The 15,146-nt window shown below is 70.6% G+C and carries 18 protein-coding genes; 13 read left to right on the top strand and 5 right to left on the bottom strand.

All coding sequences use genetic code 11. From position 1 onward, the window contains the following. The first annotated feature begins 74 nt into the window (after positions 1–74). Positions 75–902, top strand: coding sequence for a sulfurtransferase (locus M1203_RS30315; protein WP_249953021.1), 828 nt, complete (start codon positions 75–77; stop codon positions 900–902). Between the two features lie 105 nt (positions 903–1,007). Here the strand turns inward: M1203_RS30315 and sepH are convergent, their stop codons facing one another. Continuing rightward, positions 1,008–2,069, bottom strand: coding sequence for a septation protein SepH (gene sepH, locus M1203_RS30310; protein ID WP_078490468.1), 1,062 nt, complete (start codon positions 2,067–2,069; stop codon positions 1,008–1,010). Positions 2,070–2,527: 458 nt separating this feature from the next. On the opposite strand from sepH, the gene M1203_RS30305 reads away from it, so the two are divergent. Beyond that, positions 2,528–3,373 (top strand): hypothetical protein, encoded by an 846-nt coding sequence (locus tag M1203_RS30305; protein ID WP_249953020.1) that lies wholly within the window; start codon positions 2,528–2,530, stop codon positions 3,371–3,373. Here M1203_RS30305 and M1203_RS30300 read toward each other — a convergent pair. Together M1203_RS30300 and M1203_RS30295 are read right to left on the bottom strand one after the other, a co-directional pair. Further along, the gene (locus M1203_RS30300) at positions 3,370–4,689 is read right to left on the bottom strand and encodes a D-arabinono-1,4-lactone oxidase (RefSeq protein ID WP_249953019.1); all 1,320 of its coding nucleotides are present in this window, start codon (positions 4,687–4,689) and stop codon (positions 3,370–3,372) included. The two genes, M1203_RS30305 and M1203_RS30300, sit on opposite strands and share 4 nt — an antisense overlap. Beyond that, the gene (locus tag M1203_RS30295; protein WP_249953018.1) at positions 4,649–5,896 is read right to left on the bottom strand and encodes an MFS transporter; all 1,248 of its coding nucleotides are present in this window, start codon (positions 5,894–5,896) and stop codon (positions 4,649–4,651) included. The genes M1203_RS30300 and M1203_RS30295 overlap by 41 nt, the downstream gene beginning before the upstream one ends. Positions 5,897–6,056: 160 nt before the next feature. Here M1203_RS30295 and M1203_RS30290 point away from each other — a divergent pair, with 160 nt between their 5' ends. Then, positions 6,057–7,184 carry a ferrochelatase gene (locus M1203_RS30290; protein ID WP_249953017.1) on the top strand — a complete coding sequence of 376 codons (1,128 nt, stop codon included), beginning with the start codon at positions 6,057–6,059 and terminating at the stop codon, positions 7,182–7,184. Positions 7,185–7,195: 11 nt separating this feature from the next. After that, positions 7,196–8,026: an inositol monophosphatase family protein gene (locus tag M1203_RS30285; RefSeq protein ID WP_249953016.1), complete on the top strand. Its 831-nt coding sequence runs from the start codon at positions 7,196–7,198 to the stop codon at positions 8,024–8,026. Positions 8,027–8,230: 204 nt separating this feature from the next. Here M1203_RS30285 and M1203_RS30280 read toward each other — a convergent pair whose 3' ends face one another. Beyond that, complete coding sequence (locus M1203_RS30280) at positions 8,231–8,413, bottom strand: hypothetical protein (protein WP_249953015.1); 183 nt, start codon at positions 8,411–8,413, stop codon at positions 8,231–8,233. Positions 8,414–8,763: 350 nt separating this feature from the next. Here M1203_RS30280 and M1203_RS30275 point away from each other — a divergent pair, with 350 nt between their 5' ends. The 4 genes from M1203_RS30275 (at position 8,764) to M1203_RS30260 (ending at position 12,291) form a co-directional block, all read left to right on the top strand. Continuing rightward, a complete protein-coding gene (locus M1203_RS30275) occupies positions 8,764–9,417 on the top strand; it encodes a response regulator transcription factor (protein ID WP_030350181.1) in 654 nt (217 codons plus the stop codon). A gap of 5 nt (positions 9,418–9,422) precedes the next feature. Continuing rightward, on the top strand, positions 9,423–10,664 hold the full coding sequence (locus M1203_RS30270; protein ID WP_374404361.1) for a sensor histidine kinase: 1,242 nt from the start codon (positions 9,423–9,425) through the stop codon (positions 10,662–10,664). Positions 10,665–11,066: 402 nt separating this feature from the next. After that, positions 11,067–11,363 carry a DUF4193 domain-containing protein gene (locus M1203_RS30265; RefSeq protein WP_030350183.1) on the top strand — a complete coding sequence of 99 codons (297 nt, stop codon included), beginning with the start codon at positions 11,067–11,069 and terminating at the stop codon, positions 11,361–11,363. A 13-nt stretch (positions 11,364–11,376) separates the two neighbouring features. After that, entirely contained in the window at positions 11,377–12,291 is a 915-nt protein-coding gene (locus M1203_RS30260; RefSeq protein ID WP_249953013.1) for an EcsC family protein, read from the top strand. A gap of 26 nt (positions 12,292–12,317) precedes the next feature. Here the strand turns inward: M1203_RS30260 and M1203_RS30255 are convergent, their stop codons facing one another. Beyond that, positions 12,318–12,776: a DUF3093 domain-containing protein gene (locus M1203_RS30255; RefSeq protein WP_249953012.1), complete on the bottom strand. Its 459-nt coding sequence runs from the start codon at positions 12,774–12,776 to the stop codon at positions 12,318–12,320. A 58-nt stretch (positions 12,777–12,834) separates the two neighbouring features. Here M1203_RS30255 and M1203_RS30250 point away from each other — a divergent pair, with 58 nt between their 5' ends. The 5 genes from M1203_RS30250 (at position 12,835) to kdpF (ending at position 15,143) form a co-directional block, all read left to right on the top strand. Beyond that, complete coding sequence (locus M1203_RS30250; protein ID WP_249953011.1) at positions 12,835–13,455, top strand: PaaI family thioesterase; 621 nt, start codon at positions 12,835–12,837, stop codon at positions 13,453–13,455. Beyond that, complete coding sequence (gene dut, locus M1203_RS30245; protein ID WP_249953010.1) at positions 13,452–13,976, top strand: dUTP diphosphatase; 525 nt, start codon at positions 13,452–13,454, stop codon at positions 13,974–13,976. Before M1203_RS30250 ends, dut begins: the two co-directional genes overlap by 4 nt. Position 13,977: 1 nt before the next feature. After that, positions 13,978–14,760: a DUF3710 domain-containing protein gene (locus tag M1203_RS30240; protein WP_249953009.1), complete on the top strand. Its 783-nt coding sequence runs from the start codon at positions 13,978–13,980 to the stop codon at positions 14,758–14,760. Positions 14,761–14,886: 126 nt separating this feature from the next. Further along, complete coding sequence (locus M1203_RS30235) at positions 14,887–15,057, top strand: hypothetical protein (RefSeq protein ID WP_249953008.1); 171 nt, start codon at positions 14,887–14,889, stop codon at positions 15,055–15,057. Continuing rightward, entirely contained in the window at positions 15,054–15,143 is a 90-nt protein-coding gene (gene kdpF, locus M1203_RS30230) for a K(+)-transporting ATPase subunit F (protein ID WP_037727062.1), read from the top strand. Before M1203_RS30235 ends, kdpF begins: the two co-directional genes overlap by 4 nt. Positions 15,144–15,146 lie beyond the last annotated feature (3 nt).

Genomic DNA, 15,146 nt, shown 5'->3' with positions numbered 1-15,146 from the left:
GATCTCGATTCGCTGTTTACCCCCCGTTTCTGCACCGTTACGAGCGGCCCGAATCGTGCGGGAGGATGGCGCCCATGACAGCCATCATCACCGCAGCAGAACTCGCCTGCGAGTCGGCCGGGCCGCGCCCGCCCGTCCTGCTCGACGCCCGCTGGCAGCTCGGCGGTCCGCCCGGCCGCGCGCAGTACGAGGCCGGCCATCTGCCGGGCGCCGTCTACGTCGACCTCGACCAGGAGCTGGCCGGCCCGCCCGGCGCGGCCGGCCGGCACCCACTGCCCGAGGTGGCGGACTTCGGCGCGGCGATGCGCCGGGCCGGAGTCTCGCAGGACAGACCGGTCGTGGTGTACGACGGCGGGCAGTCCTGGGCGGCGGCCCGCGCCTGGTGGCTGCTGCGCTGGGCGGGCCACCCGGACGTCCGCGTCCTGGACGGCGGACTGGCCGGCTGGACCGGTCCCGTGACCACCGAGATCCCCGCACCGGAGGAGGGCGACTTCATCCCGGCGCCCGGCGCGCTCGGGCTGCTGGACGCGGACGGCGCGGCGGCCCTGGCCCGTGAGGGGCTGCTGCTGGACGCGCGGGCGGCCGAGCGCTACCGCGGCGACGTCGAGCCGATCGACCCCGTCGGCGGCCATATCCCCGGCGCGCTGTCGGCGCCGACCACAGAGAATGTGGCTGAAAACGGTGGGTTCCTCCCCGCCGAGGACCTCGCGGCGCGCTTCGCGGCGCTGGGGGTCACCGGCGATTCGAAGGTAGGTGTCTACTGCGGCTCGGGTGTTTCGGCCGCCCATGAGGTGCTGGCCCTGGAGATCGCGGGTATCCCCGCGGCGCTGTACGCGGGTTCCTGGTCCGAGTGGTCCACCGACGCGGCGCGTCCGGTCGCCAAGGGGCCGGATCCCCAGTAGCCGGGATCCCCGGTAGACCCCGGTAGCTCCGGAGCGCGCCGAAGGGGTCGGTGCTCACCAGCCGTGGTGAGCACCGACCCCTTCCGCCTCGTATGTACGTCTGCGCTAGTCCTGCTTCTTGCGGCGTGTACCGAACACGATCTCGTCCCAGCTCGGCACCGCGGCACGGCGGCCCGGACGTACGCCGTCCGCCTCCGCCTGGCGGTCCGTCGTACCCGTGAGCCGGTCCCGGTGACCGGCCACCGAACGGGGCATCAGCACATCCGCGTACGCCGATCCGGCACCGGCGGAGGCGGCGGGCGCCACCGGCTCCTCGGCGTCCGGCTCTTCCTCCTGGTCGGCGGCCGGGCCCGTGGGCTGCTCGGGCACCACCATGTCGCCCCGGAAGCTCGGCACCGCCTCCAGCAGGCTGGTCAGCGAGTCGCGCTCACTCGTGTCGTCCGGCTCCGGCGCGACCGGCCGCTCCAGCTGCCGGTCGAGGGAACGATCCAGCGGCCGGTCGCGCGGCAGCCGCGCGATCCGGGGCACGAACGGGAAGCTCGGCTCCTTCGCGGCGACCGTGTCGTCGGTGTCACCGATCAGCGCCCGGGCCTCGTCGTCCACGGCCTGTACGAGCCGCCGGGGCGGGTCGTACGTCCAGCTCGCGGAGTGCGGCTCGCCCGCGACCAGATAGACCAGCAGGACTTCCCAGGTGCCGTCGTCGCGGCGCCAGGAGTCCCACTGCACGGTCTCCTTGTCGGCGCCGCGCAGCGTCAGCCGCTCCTGCACGGCCTCACCGAGCTGGGGCCCGGTGTTCTCGCCGGGCCGGCGCACGGCCGTCTTCCTGGCCCGCTCCGCCATGAAGGCGCGCTCGGCGAGCACCGGTCCCTCGAAGCGGCGGACCCGGTCCACCGGGATCCCGGCGTGCTGTGCGACCTCCTCGGCGGAGGCACCGGCTCGTATCCGCGCCTGGATGTCACGCGGTCTGAGGTGGCTCTCCACCTCGATCTCGATCTGGCCGAGACGGGCGCGGTCATTGCGCACGGCGGCGCGTAGCCGCTCGTCGATCGGAAGCGTGTATTCCGTGCTGTCGGCAGCTTTGAGCACCAGTCGTGTGCCGTCGTTGGAGACGGCCACGACACGCAGTTCGGGCATGGGGACCTCCCGGGTGGTGCCTGCCGACGTCACGTGCGTCGCTGCTTCCGCTAGTCGAGTGTGGCCTGCCCGGGTGCAGCCTGCCACAACCTTTCCGTGCTGCTGCCCGGCGTGTCGGGCATGGGTCCTGGATCGCCGATGGCACGGTTACCTGTTTGCGACGCAGAGTGACGAACTGGGTCACTCTCTGCAGCAGGTGCCCGTACGGTGCCAAGGCTCCGCCGGTTCGAGTGCCACCTTCGGCCCCCTTCCCGTAGGTCCCGGACGCCCATGAGGGAGTCCGGCCCCAGGGCTCGCCACAGTACTCCATTCGGGCCACGGGGGTGGACCGGCGCGCCGCCCAAGTTCTCCCAGGGTAGGGGAGTTGGGTCCCGGTGACGATCCCGAACGGGTGTCCTGCTTCACAGAATCCCCAAAATCGGAACTATCCGTTTCGCTCAGTTGTCCTTTCCTGGTGCAAGGTGGGACAGATGGGCGATCAGGGACGGTAGATGGATCAGCGGTCGGGCAGCGGTACGCGACAGGACGAGAGCGAGGTATCCGGGAACGGGCGGGAACAGCGGCTCGATCTGAGCGTCGCGCAGGTCGCCGGAAGCACGCTCGCGACGGTCGCGGCGGCCGTGCTCGCCTCCCGGCTCGGCGTGTACGGGACGATCGTCGGCGCCGGTGTGGTCAGCCTGATCGCCACCTGCGGCGGCCCGGTCTTCCAGCATCTGTTCCGGCGCACCGGCGAGCAGCTGCGCGAGGTCACCGTCCAGGCGAAGCCGGGGGGCCGGCAGGTGCCGCTGCGGGACGATTCCGGCAATCCGCCTGTGCCGGACGGGGAGTTCGGGGAGGCCACGACCCATGGCACCCGGGTACGGGGCTGGAAGCGCCCGCTCCGCGCGGCCGTTGTCGTCTTCGTGGTGGCGATGGTCGGCATCACCGGGTTCGAACTCGCCGCCGGGCGGGATCTGAACGGAGGCAAGGGGACGACCGTCGGATACGTCGTACGCGGCGGTGGCGGCGACTCCACCCCGTCGAAGGACCCCGCCAACTCGCCCGGCCCCGGCGGGGATCCGAGCGGGACACCGGACGGGCGGTCGTCGGGCGGCACCGGAGGGACGGACCCGAGCGGCTCGCCCGGCACCGGACCGAGCGCGGGTTCGGGTACGGGTACGGGCACCGGAGGGGGCGGCAGTACGGATCCGTCGCCCACCCCGTCCACCACGCCCTCCACCACTCCCTCCGGTTCCGGCGGCTCCGGTCCGGCGCCGACACCCACCAACGGCACCGGCGGCACCGGAACGAGTGACACCGGAACAGCCGGCTCCAACGCCTCGCCGGACACGCTCTAGTCCCCGAGAACCCGCCGCAGATAGTCGTTGCCGAACAGCCGGTCCGGATCCAGCCGGTCCCGTACCGCCGTGAACTCACCGAAGCGCGGATAGACCCCGGACAGATAGGCCGCGTCCCTGGTGTGGATCTTCCCCCAGTGCGGCCGGCCGCCGTGCGCGGTCATGATCCGTTCCACCGCGGTGAAGTAGGAGCGGTACGGCGTGCCCCGGTACAGATGCACCGCGATGTACGCGCTCTCCCGGCCCGACGCCGTCGAGAGCGTGATGTCGTCCGCCGGAGCCGTCCGTATCTCCACCGGGAAACTCACCCGCAGCGGGGAACGCTCGATCATCGCCTTGACCTCGCGCAGCGCTCCGATCGCGGCCTCGCGCGGCAGCGCGTACTCCATCTCCACGAAGCGCACCCGGCGCGGGGAAGTGAAGACCTTGTAAGGGATGTCCGTGTACGTACGGGCGGAGAGAGCGCGGCTGGAGATCTTGGCGAGGGCGGGGATGGTCGCGGGAACCGCGCGGCCGAGCGAACAGGCCACCTGGAACGCCCCGTTGGAGAGGAGTTCGTCGTCGATCCAGCCGCCGAGCCGGCCGGGCGGCGCCGCGTGACCCGCGCTCCGGTTGTTGCGCTTGGTGTTGCAGTTGCCGGTGTGCGGGAACCAATAGAACTCGAAGTGCTCGTTCTCCGCGACATGCTGGTCGAACTCGGCCGTGACCCGGTCGAAGGTCATCGGCTCCTCACGGGCCGTCAGCAGGAAGACCGGCTCCACCGCCAGGGTGACCGCGGTGACCACGCCCAGCGCGCCGAGCCCGATCCGGGCGGCGGCGAAGACCTCCGGGTTCTCGTCGGCCGAGCAGCGCAGCGGCGAGCCGTCGGCCGTGACGAGTTCCAGGGCCCGGATCTGGGTGGCTATGGAGGCCGAGTCGCGGCCGGTGCCATGGGTGCCGGTGGAGGTGGCGCCCGCGACGGTCTGCTCCATGATGTCGCCCATATTGGTGAGCGACAGTCCCTCCCTGGCCAGCGCCGTGTTGAGCCGTTTCAGCGGGGTGCCCGCCGCCACGGTGACGGTGCCCGCCGTCCGGTCGATCTCCCGGATGCCGGTGAGCAGGTCGGGGCGGATCAGCACGCCGTCGGTGGCGGCGGCCGAGGTGAAGGAGTGGCCCGTACCGACGGCCTTGACCCTGAGCCCTTCCGCCGCCGCCCGGCGTACGGCCCCTCTCAGCTCCTCGACGGAGGCCGGGGACACCACGCGGGCGGGACGGGCCGTAACGGTCCCCGCCCAGTTACGCCACACTCTTGTGGCCGTCGTACGGTTCCTGGTCATCCGCCCCGTGCCCTCCCCGACTCGGCACCGGCCCGCGCAGCCGGCGATACCCCAGGAACGCCACCACGGCCGCGGCCGCGCCCGCCGCGACGGGCACCCCGTACCCCGCCTCGGCCCCGGCCGCGTCGACCACCCAGCCGGCGGCCGACGAGCCGAGCGCCACGCCGACGGCGAGCCCGGTGCTGGTCCAGGTCATGCCCTCGGTCAGTTTGGCGCGCGGTACGTGCGCTTCGACGAGGGCCATGGTCGTCACCATCGTCGGTGCGACGGAGAGGCCCGCGACAAAGAGCGCCACGGCCAGGAACGGCAGGTTCCCGGCCAGTTGGAGGGGGATCATACTCACGGCCATCACACAGATACCCACCAGCCACCTCCGCGCGGGGGGACCGGTGAGATGCAGCAGCCCGAACACCACCCCGGCGAGGCAGGATCCGAGCGCGTACACGGCCAGCACCAGACTCGCGGCCGCCTTGTGGCCCCGCTCCTCCGCGAAGGCGACCGTCACCACATCGACCGCGCCGAAGATCGCGCCGGTCGCGACGAAGGTCGCCACCAGGACGCGCAGTCCGGGGGAGCGGAGCGCCGAACCCCCGGTGTGCTGCTCGCGCGGCCCGGGTACGGGCTCGGTGGCGCGCTGCGCGGTCAGCCAGACGACACCGACGACCAGGAAGACGGCCGCGAGCAGCGGGCCCGCCTCCGGGAACCAGGCGGTGGAGAGCCCGATGGAGACGATCGGGCCGAAGATGAAGCAGACCTCGTCGATGATCGACTCCCACGCGTACGCGGTGTGCAGCTCGCGCGGTGAGCCCCGGTAGATCGCGGCCCAGCGCGCCCGCACCATCGCGCCGAGGCTCGGCACACACCCCGCGCCCGCGGCGAAGACGAACAAGGTCCAGTCGGGGGCGGACTGCTGGGCGCAGACGAGCAGCCCCGCCACGGATGTCACCGCGACCAGCGTCGCGGGGCGCAGGATCCGCCCCTGGCCGTGCCGGTCGACGAGCCGGGAGATCTGGGGACCGAGCAGCGCGGCGGACATCGCCAGCGTCGCGGAGAGCGCCCCGGCCAGTCCGTAACGCCCCGTGAGCTGGGAGACCATCGTCACGATGCCGATGCCCATCATGGCCAGCGGCATTCTGCCGATCAGCCCGGCCGCACTGAATCCCTTGGTACCGGGAGCGGCGAATATCGCATGGTAGGAACTGGGCAACGGACGCTCCGGTAAGCAATGAATCTGGCGATACAGCTTACGGTCGCGGGCGCGTCGTACGCGCCCCGATTTTCGGACCGGGCGATACGGGGCGCCATCGGCCGACACCGGGCGGGGCGCGGTTGCCGGGCCCGGAGAGCCGGGTGGGAGGATCGGACCCATGCCAGAACAGCTCGCGACTTCCCCCTACGACGCTTTGCTTCTGCTGTCCTTCGGTGGTCCCGAGGGCCCGGACGATGTGGTTCCGTTCCTGGCGAACGTGACCCGGGGCCGTGGCATCCCCGAGGAACGGCTGAAGGAAGTGGGCAAGCACTACTTCCTGTTCGGCGGGGTCAGCCCGATCAATGAACAGAACCGCGCCCTGCTGGACGCCCTGCGCAAGGACTTCGCCGAGCACGGCGTGAACGTGCCGGTCTACTGGGGCAACCGCAACTGGGCGCCGTATCTGACCGACACCCTGCGCGAGATGGTCGCGGACGGCCGGCGCCGTATCGCCGTCCTCGCCACGAGCGCGTACGCCTCGTACTCGGGCTGCCGCCAGTACCGCGAGAACCTCGCGGACGCGCTCGCCACCCTGGCCGACGAGGGGCTCGCGGTGCCCCGGGTGGACAAACTCCGCCACTACTTCAACCACCCCGGCTTCGTACGCCCCATGGTCGACGGCGTGCTCGCCTCGCTCGCGGACCTGCCCGAGGACGTACGCGCGGGCGCGCATCTCGCCTTCACCACCCACTCCATCCCCGACGCCGCCGCCGACACCTCGGGGCCCGTCGAGGCACACGGGGAGGGCGGCGCCTATGTGGCGGAGCATCTCGATGTCGCCCGGCTGATCGTGGACGCGGTCCGCGAGGAGACCGGTGTCGAGCACCCCTGGCGGCTCGTCTACCAGTCGCGCAGCGGCGCCCCGCACATCCCGTGGCTGGAGCCGGACATCTGCGACCACCTGGAGACCCTGCGCGGCGAGGGCGTCCCGGCCGTCGTGATGGCCCCCATCGGCTTCGTCTCCGACCACATGGAGGTCCTGTACGACCTCGACACCGAGGCCACCGCCAAGGCCGCCGAGCTGGGCCTTCCGGTACGCCGCTCGGCGACGGTGGGGGCGGATCCGCGCTTCGCCGCGGCGGTACGTGATCTCCTCCTGGAGCGCGCGGCCGCCGAGCGGGGACGCGCGGTGGAACGCTGCTCCCTGGGCGCGCTCGGCCCGAGCCATGACCTCTGCCCGGTCGGCTGCTGCCCCGCCCGTGCCCCCAGGCCCGCCGCCGCGGGCGCCGACAGCCCTTACGCCTGAAGGAGCCCGCTGTGACCGACGCCCCGAACGAGGACGCCCCGAACGAGGAAGCCCTGAGCGGGGAACTGCTCGCACTCGCCCTGGAGGCGGCGAGCCGGGCCGGTGCGCTGCTGCGTGACGGCCGCCCCGACGATCTGGCCGTCGCCGCGACCAAGTCCAGCCCCATCGACGTGGTCACCGAGATGGACATCGCGGCCGAGAAACTGATCACCGGCTATCTCTCCGAACACCGCCCCGACGACGGCTTCCTCGGCGAGGAGGGCGCCAGCTCGGCGGGCACCAGCGGGGTCCGCTGGGTCATCGATCCGCTGGACGGCACGGTCAACTACCTTTACGGGCTGCCCACCTGGGCCGTCTCCATCGCCGCCGAACGCGACGGCGAGACACTGGCCGGAGTCGTCGCGATCCCACTGCGCCGCGAGATCTTCCGCGCCGTGCGCGGCGGCGGAGCGTTCCTCAATGACCGCCCGATCGGCTGCCGTCCCGCTCCGCCGTTGGAGCGTGCCCTGGTGTCGACCGGCTTCAACTACGTCACCGCCGTCCGCGCCCATCAGGCGGAGATCGCCCAGCGGCTGATCCCCCGGTTGCGCGACATCCGCCGGGGCGGCTCGGCGGCGTCCGACCTCTGCGATGTCGCGGCGGGGCGGCTCGACGGCTACTACGAGCGCGGACTGCACCCCTGGGACCTGGCGGCCGGCGACCTCATCGCCCGCGAGGCGGGCGCGCTCACGGGCGGCCGTCCCGGCACCCGGCCTGGCTTCGACCTGACGGTGGCCGCCGCCCCGGGGGTCTTCGAGCCCCTTCAGGCGCTGCTCGACGAGTACGGCGCCTGGCACGACTAGTGCCCCGCCCGTAGTGCCCCTCCCGGCAATAGGACGGGCCCTTGGCCCGAGCCTGGACAGCGGGCACACGGAAGGGCCCCGGCACCGTTCCCCTCGGCGCCGGGGCCCTTCTCTGTAGGTATCTACGGCTCTGTAAGTGTCGTGAATCTGTATGTCTGTACGGCTATGGCTGTACGACCGGTGTCTGTGTGACCGCGGTGCAGGTCAGACGCCACTGGGGGCGCCGACCTCCACATCCACGCCGTGCTCGGCGGCAAGCCGGCGAAGGTCGTCCAGCTCTTCCTGTTCGACATCCGCGAGGAAGTCGTCGCCCGTTTCACGGGCATGGGTGAGATCCGTTTCCGTGGCCCTTATACGCTGCAGAAGCCCGGCGGTGAACGCGTCCATTGCGCCCCCTCGTCGTGGGTCAGTGGCACGGGGGTGTGCCGACGTCGTGGTCGGTGGCACGGGGGTGTGCCGACGGCGGGAAGATCACGCACCCACTGCCTCTGGATGACAGATAAGGGTGTGGCATGCCACAAACAGGGCGTGATCTCGGGTGTGAAATCGTCTTCCCCACGGTCCGCCGCCGAGAAACCTCAACGCATCAACGAATCCCGTCCATTCCCGGATGTGCCAGGTCATCCGGCATCGTCTTACCGCCGGTTTATGGCCGTTAAAGGCAGGATGGGCCCGCACAGCCAGTGATACAACCTGCCCTGATCACGGGTGACGGGCCCAGAGGAAGGAACAGCGACGTGCGCGTACTCGTCGTCGAGGACGAGCAACTGCTCGCCGATGCGGTGGCCACCGGACTGCGCCGGGAGGCCATGGCCGTCGACGTCGTGTACGACGGAGCGGCGGCCCTGGAGCGCATCGGGGTGAACGACTACGACGTGGTGGTGCTCGACCGCGACCTGCCGGTCGTCCACGGCGACGACGTGTGCCGCAAGATCGTCGAGCTGGGGATGCCCACCCGCGTCCTCATGCTCACGGCCTCGGGCGATGTCAGCGACCGGGTCGAGGGGCTGGAGCTGGGCGCGGACGACTATCTGCCCAAGCCCTTCGCGTTCAGCGAGCTGACCGCGCGGGTACGGGCCCTCGGCCGCCGTACGACCGTACCGCTGCCGCCCGTGCTGGAGCGCTCCGGGATCAAGCTCGACCCCAACCGCCGCGAGGTCTTCCGCGACGGCAGGGAGATCCAGCTCGCCCCCAAGGAATTCGCGGTGCTCGAAGTCCTCATGCGCAGCGAGGGCGCGGTCGTCTCGGCCGAACAGCTGCTGGAGAAGGCGTGGGACGAGAACACCGACCCGTTCACCAATGTCGTGCGCGTGACCGTCATGACGCTGCGCCGCAAGCTCGGTGAGCCGCCCGTGATCGTCACGGTGCCCGGCTCCGGTTACCGGATCTGATGTCCGTGACGAGCACACCCGCGCCCTCCGCGCCGCCCCCGGCGCCCCCGAAACCGACCTGGGACCCCAGACGCCCGGAGCAGTCCCTGCCCTGGGTGCGCCCGACCATCCGGATACGGCTCACGCTGCTCTACGGCGGAATGTTCCTGATCGCCGGCATCCTGCTGCTCTCGATCATCTATCTGCTGGCCGCACAGGCCCTGCATGTGGGCAGCGAGCTGCCGTTCAAGATCGTGTCGGGCAAGGTGAGCAGCGACGTCTGCAACTTCCCGGACCAGGCGCCCCCGGAGGAGTTCAACGCGGCGATGAACAGCTGCGTCAACCACCAGCGCCAGCAGGCGCTGGACGATCTGCTCAGCCGCTCGCTCTTCGCGCTGGTCGGCCTCAGCGTCATCGCGTTCGCCTTCGGATACGCGATGGCCGGCCGGGTCCTCTCGCCGCTGGGCAGGATCACCCGTACCGCGCGTCGCGTGGTCGGCTCCGACCTGTCCCGGCGCATCGAGCTGGACGGTCCCGACGACGAGCTCAAGGAGCTGGCCGACACCTTCGACGAGATGCTGGACCGGCTGGAGCGGGCGTTCAGCGCGCAGCAGCGGTTCGTCGCGAACGCCTCGCACGAGCTGCGCACACCGCTCGCGATCAACCGCACCCTGCTGGAGGTCCATCTCTCCGATCCGGGGGCGCCCGTGGAGCTCCAGCAGCTCGGCAGAACCCTGCTGGCCACCAACGAGCGCAGCGAGCAGCTGGTGGAGGGGCTGTTGCTGCTCGCCCGCAGCGACAACGAGATCGTGGAGCGAAAACCGGTCGATCTTGGTGAGGTCGCGACCCGTGCGGTGGATCAGACGCTCTCCGAGGCGGAGACGAAGGGGGTGGAGATCCGTGGCGAGCGTGTACCCGCCGTCGTGCAGGGCAACGGTGTGCTGCTCGAAAGGATCGCGCTGAATCTGGTGCAGAACGCCGTCCGGTACAACATCCCGCAGGACGGCTGGGTGGAGGTCACCACCGGGGTCGAGCAGGGCCAGGCGGTCCTGGTGGTATCGAACACCGGTCCCGTGGTTCCCGCGTACGAGATCGATAATCTCTTCGAACCATTCCGGCGGCTGCGGACGGAGCGCACCGGCAGCGACAAGGGCGTTGGCCTCGGTCTTTCGATCGCGAGATCCGTCGCGCGCGCTCATGGCGGACGAATTCACGCCGAACCTCGCGAAGGCGGTGGGCTCGTGATGCGTGTCACTCTCCCGGTCTGAGAGACTGCGCGGAGTGTTCGGGCAGAAGATTGCTTTGTTCGCTTTGCGCGGAATTCTCGGCGTCAGTTCTCGGCGGACCCATGTGTGATCGATCACAGGGTCGAATTCCCGCCCATCCACTCTGCGTGATCAAGCCTTCAATGGAAAGCCGGTAAAGTCCGGGTTTCCAGGGGTCGGGATCACGGGAAGTACACGGGGTGGCGCCCGTGAAGTACGACATTGGGACCGTGTACGGTCCCCTTCGCACCCGAAGCCGATCACTCCACGTGAGTCCGGTTGGGTGTCGATTGAGTAACAGACCTTGATGTGAGGCAAAATCTCCGCCTCAGGTCGGGCACAAGTCCGGCCTCTCACGCGTTACCCGCGCTGAGACACCACAGACACCCAGAGGGGGAGAGCGACATGGCAACGGATTACGACACCCCACGCAAGACCGATGACGACGTCGATCAGGACAGCCTTGAAGAGCTGAAGGCCCGTCGGAACGACAAGTCCACGTCAGCGGTCGACGTCGACGAGTTCGAGCAGGCCGAGGGCCTGGAACTGCCCGGCGCGGATCTCTCCAACGAGGAGCTGTCCGTCCGGGTGCTGCCCAGGCAGGCGGATGAGTTCACCTGCATGAGCTGCTTCCTGGTGCACCACCGCTCCCAGCTCGCCAGGGAGAAGAACGGTCAGCCCATCTGCCGCGACTGCGACTGAGGTCAGGCCGGCCGTGGCAGGCGACACACCGTTCCGGAAACGGCGCTTCCGGCGTAAGGGTTCACCTGAGGTGTACGAGGGCGGCACAGGCCCGGCAGAAGGCGTTCAGCCCGCTGCCGAGCACTCCGCCCTCTCGCTCCGTTCCGGCGCGGGTGACGACGAGCGAGGCCTGCCGGCCTCGCTCGAAGCGGACCGGGAAGACCACGGCGGCCCCAAGACCAGGGGCCGGCGCCTGGACACCGTCAAACGGGGTGTACGAAGGGGCGGCGACAGCGCCAAGGCGGCGCTGGCCCATCTCGCCGACCGGATCATCGAGAACGCTCCTCGGGTCCCGGTCCGCGATCTCGCCACCCTCCGCCGGCAGTTCCCGGGCCTGGGCCCGGAGGAGCTGGCGGACAAGCTGGTCGCGGGCGCCGCGAACAGCACCTCCACGGTCGGCGCGGGTATCGGCGCGGCCGCGATGCTGCCCGTACCGCCCGCGATGCCGGCCGAGCTGGCAGCCGAGATCACCGCCGTCGCCGCGATCGAGCTGAAGCTCATCGCGGAGCTGCACGAGGTCTACGGACTGCGCCCGCCCGGCACGCTCAGAGAGCGCAGCGCCGCCTATCTGACGTCCTGGACGGAGGAGCGCGGGGTCGACATCACCAGACCGTCGACCTTCAACGGCGCGCTGAGCGGCCGGATGAAGCGCGAGCTGCGGCAGCAGATCATGAAGCGCACGGTCCGCAGCTTGCCGAATCTCGTTCCGTTCATGATCGGAGCGGCCGTCGGCGCGATGATGAACCGGCGCGACACCAAGAAGGTCGCCGAGCGCATCCGCAAGGACCTGCGGGCCCGCCGGATCCCCTGGGACACGCTGCCCGCGCTGCCCCCGCTGGAGCGGCCCGTGGAGCTTCCCGTCGAGCTGCCGAAGGAACTGGACCGCTAAGGGCTCTTCCGGCCCCCAGCGGGCTCTCAGACGGTCCGTACCGCCTTCAACGCCGCCGCCAGCGCCTTCGGGTCCCGCGTCGACACATAGACGTACGGCGTCGGGTCCTCCGGGTCCGTGATCTCCACACGCAGCGCCGTGGGCACATAACTGCGCAGCAGCATGAAGGCGCGCGGGTCGGCCTTGTGCAGCCGCCAGGCCCGCGCCTCCTCGGCGTCCAGCACCTGCGCGTCGCCGAGCGCCGCGACCGGGATCCTCGCCGTGCCGGCGACCAGCGAGTCCGCCACCACCCGGATCCGCGCCGAGCCGTACGAACTCACCCCCGCCGCCGCCAGCGCGCCCGCGCCGATCACCCCGCCGAGCATCGGCAGCACCCCCATCGGCAGCGTGATCAGACCGCCCGCGACGGCGATCAGGGCGGTGATCCCCCACCAGGACGGGGGGGCGGTCAGGCGTTCGTCGTAGCGCGCGGCGGAAGGCTCCATGGAGCCAAGCTTGGCACGGTGCGGTTCCCGGGCGACCGCGCGGGTAAGGTCTGCGCCTGTGAGTAACGTGCCATCCCGGGGAACGCCCCCCGGATCCCCCGCGGGGCCGGGGCCCCTGACACCGCCGGCCGATGCCGTACCGCCGGTACGGCACCCCGACGCCCCCGCTCCCGGTGAGCCGCTGGGGGCGCACTACGAACACTGTTTCGGTTGCGGCGAGGCACAGCCCCACGGACTTCAGCTGCTGGCGCGTGCCGGTGAGGGCGTCCGCGTCATCGCCGAGTTCACGGTCAAGCCCGCCCACCAGGGCGCCCCGGGGCTCGCGCACGGCGGTGTGCTGGCCACCGCGCTGGACGAGACGCTCGGCTCGCTGAACTGGCTGCTGCGCGTGGTCGCCGTGACCGGCCGGCTCCAGACCGAGTTCCTGCGGCCCGTACCGGTGGGTACGTCGCTGTATCTGGAGGCCGAGACCACGGCCGTCCACGGGCGGAAGATCTACTGCACCGCCACCGGCAGGCTCGGCGGCCCCGAGGGGCCCGTCGCCGTCCGTGCCGACGCCCTTTTCATCGAGGTCAAGATCGACCATTTCATCGACAACGGCCGCCAGGAGGAGATCCGGGCGGCCATGGCCGATCCCGACCAGATCAAGCGCGCCCGCGCCTTCGAGGTGAACCCATGAGCCCTGCCCCCGCCGGCCCCCTTGACGTGCTGATCCGCCGCGTCGATCCGGAGGCTCCGCTTCCGGCGTATGCGCACCCGGGCGACGCGGGAGTCGATCTGGTCACCACCGAGGCCGCCGAGCTCGCCCCCGGTGAGCGGACGGTCCTGCCGACGGGGGTGGCCATCGCCCTGCCCGACGGCTACGCGGCCTTCGTGCACCCCCGCTCCGGGCTCGCCGCCCGTTGCGGTGTCGCTCTGGTGAATGCCCCCGGGACGGTGGATGCCGGGTACCGTGGAGAGATCAAGGTGATCGTGGTCAATCTGGACCCGCGCGAGAGCGTTCGGTTCGAGCGGTTCGACCGGATTGCCCAACTGATCGTCCAGCGGGTCGAGAAGGTGCGCTTCCACGAGGTGGCGGAACTTCCCGGCTCCGCGCGGGCCGAGGGGGGCTTCGGCTCCACCGGTGGTCATTCCGCTGTGGGCGGGGTACAGGGTGGGAATCGATACGCTTCGGTCGTATCCGACCGGGAAGGACAGTGACGTGTTCGGACGTCGCAAGAAGAGTGGTTCCGCAGAGGGCACGGCGGACGCAGCGGGCGAGGCCGGGCAGTTCACCGACGGCGCCGGCACGGACGCCGATGACAGCGAGACGGCGGACGCACCCCGCCGGGCGAACCTTCCGCCAGCGCCCAGGCCCGACGGTCCCTGGGACATCTCCGAGGTCTCCAAGCCCGAAGAGGGCCGGGTGGATCTGGGGGGCGTCTACGTCCCCGCGGTCGACGGCATGGAGCTTCGGGTAGAGGTCGCCGGTGACGCGATCGTCGCCGCCACCGTCGTCGTGCGCGACAGCGCCGTACAGCTCCAGGCCTTCGCGGCGCCCAAGAAGGAAGGTATCTGGGGCGAGGTCCGCGAGGAGATCGCCTCCGGCATCACCCAGCAGGGCGGCATCATCGACGAGGTCGAGGGTCCGCTGGGCTGGGAGCTGCGCGCCCAGGTCCCCGTACAGCTGCCGGACGGCACCGGAGGCGTACAGCTCGTGCGCTTCATCGGGATCGACGGACCGCGCTGGTTCCTGCGCGGTGTGATCTCCGGGCAGGGCGCGGTACAGCCCGAGGCCGCCGGGCTGCTTGAGCAGATCTTCCGGGACACCGTCGTCGTGCGCGGCGAGGGTCCGATGGCGCCCCGCGACCCCATCGTCCTCAAGCTGCCGGACGACGCGCAGATGGTCGCCGAGGGCGTCCAGCAGGAGGAGCAGGAGGGATCCCGCTTCTCCGGCGGTATGGGACAGCTCCAGCGTGGTCCGGAGATCACCGAAGTGCGCTGACACCTGATCGGAAATAGCGTGGGCCGCACCCCTGCATGGGGTGCGGCCCACTGTTGTTTCCACCAGCCTTTTCACAGGTCACGGCCATGACCGTAGGAAGTTCGTCAAGCGGGGGCCCTCATCCGTATGAGACCCGTCAACGGACGCGGAGCGTGCCGGATCAGCGGGTTTCCTCAGGGGGTCAGATCTTCCGCACTCATTCAGGAGCACCCGATGGCCGACCTGGCCTTCGTCGTCACCACGATCGCGGTCTTCGCGCTGGTGGCCCTCGTCGCCAAGGGGGTGACGAAGCTATGACCGCGGAGAACATCGTCGGCCTGGTCGTGGCCGTCGCCCTGCTGGGCTATCTCGTCCTCGCCCTCCTCTTCCCGGAGAGGTTCTGAGTG

The sequence above is a fragment of the Streptomyces sp. 35G-GA-8 genome (assembly GCF_023534745.1).
Taxonomy (GTDB): domain Bacteria; phylum Actinomycetota; class Actinomycetes; order Streptomycetales; family Streptomycetaceae; genus Streptomyces.
The sequence above is the reverse complement of the archived record's forward strand: the minus strand, read 5'-3'. Positions and strand labels throughout refer to the sequence as shown.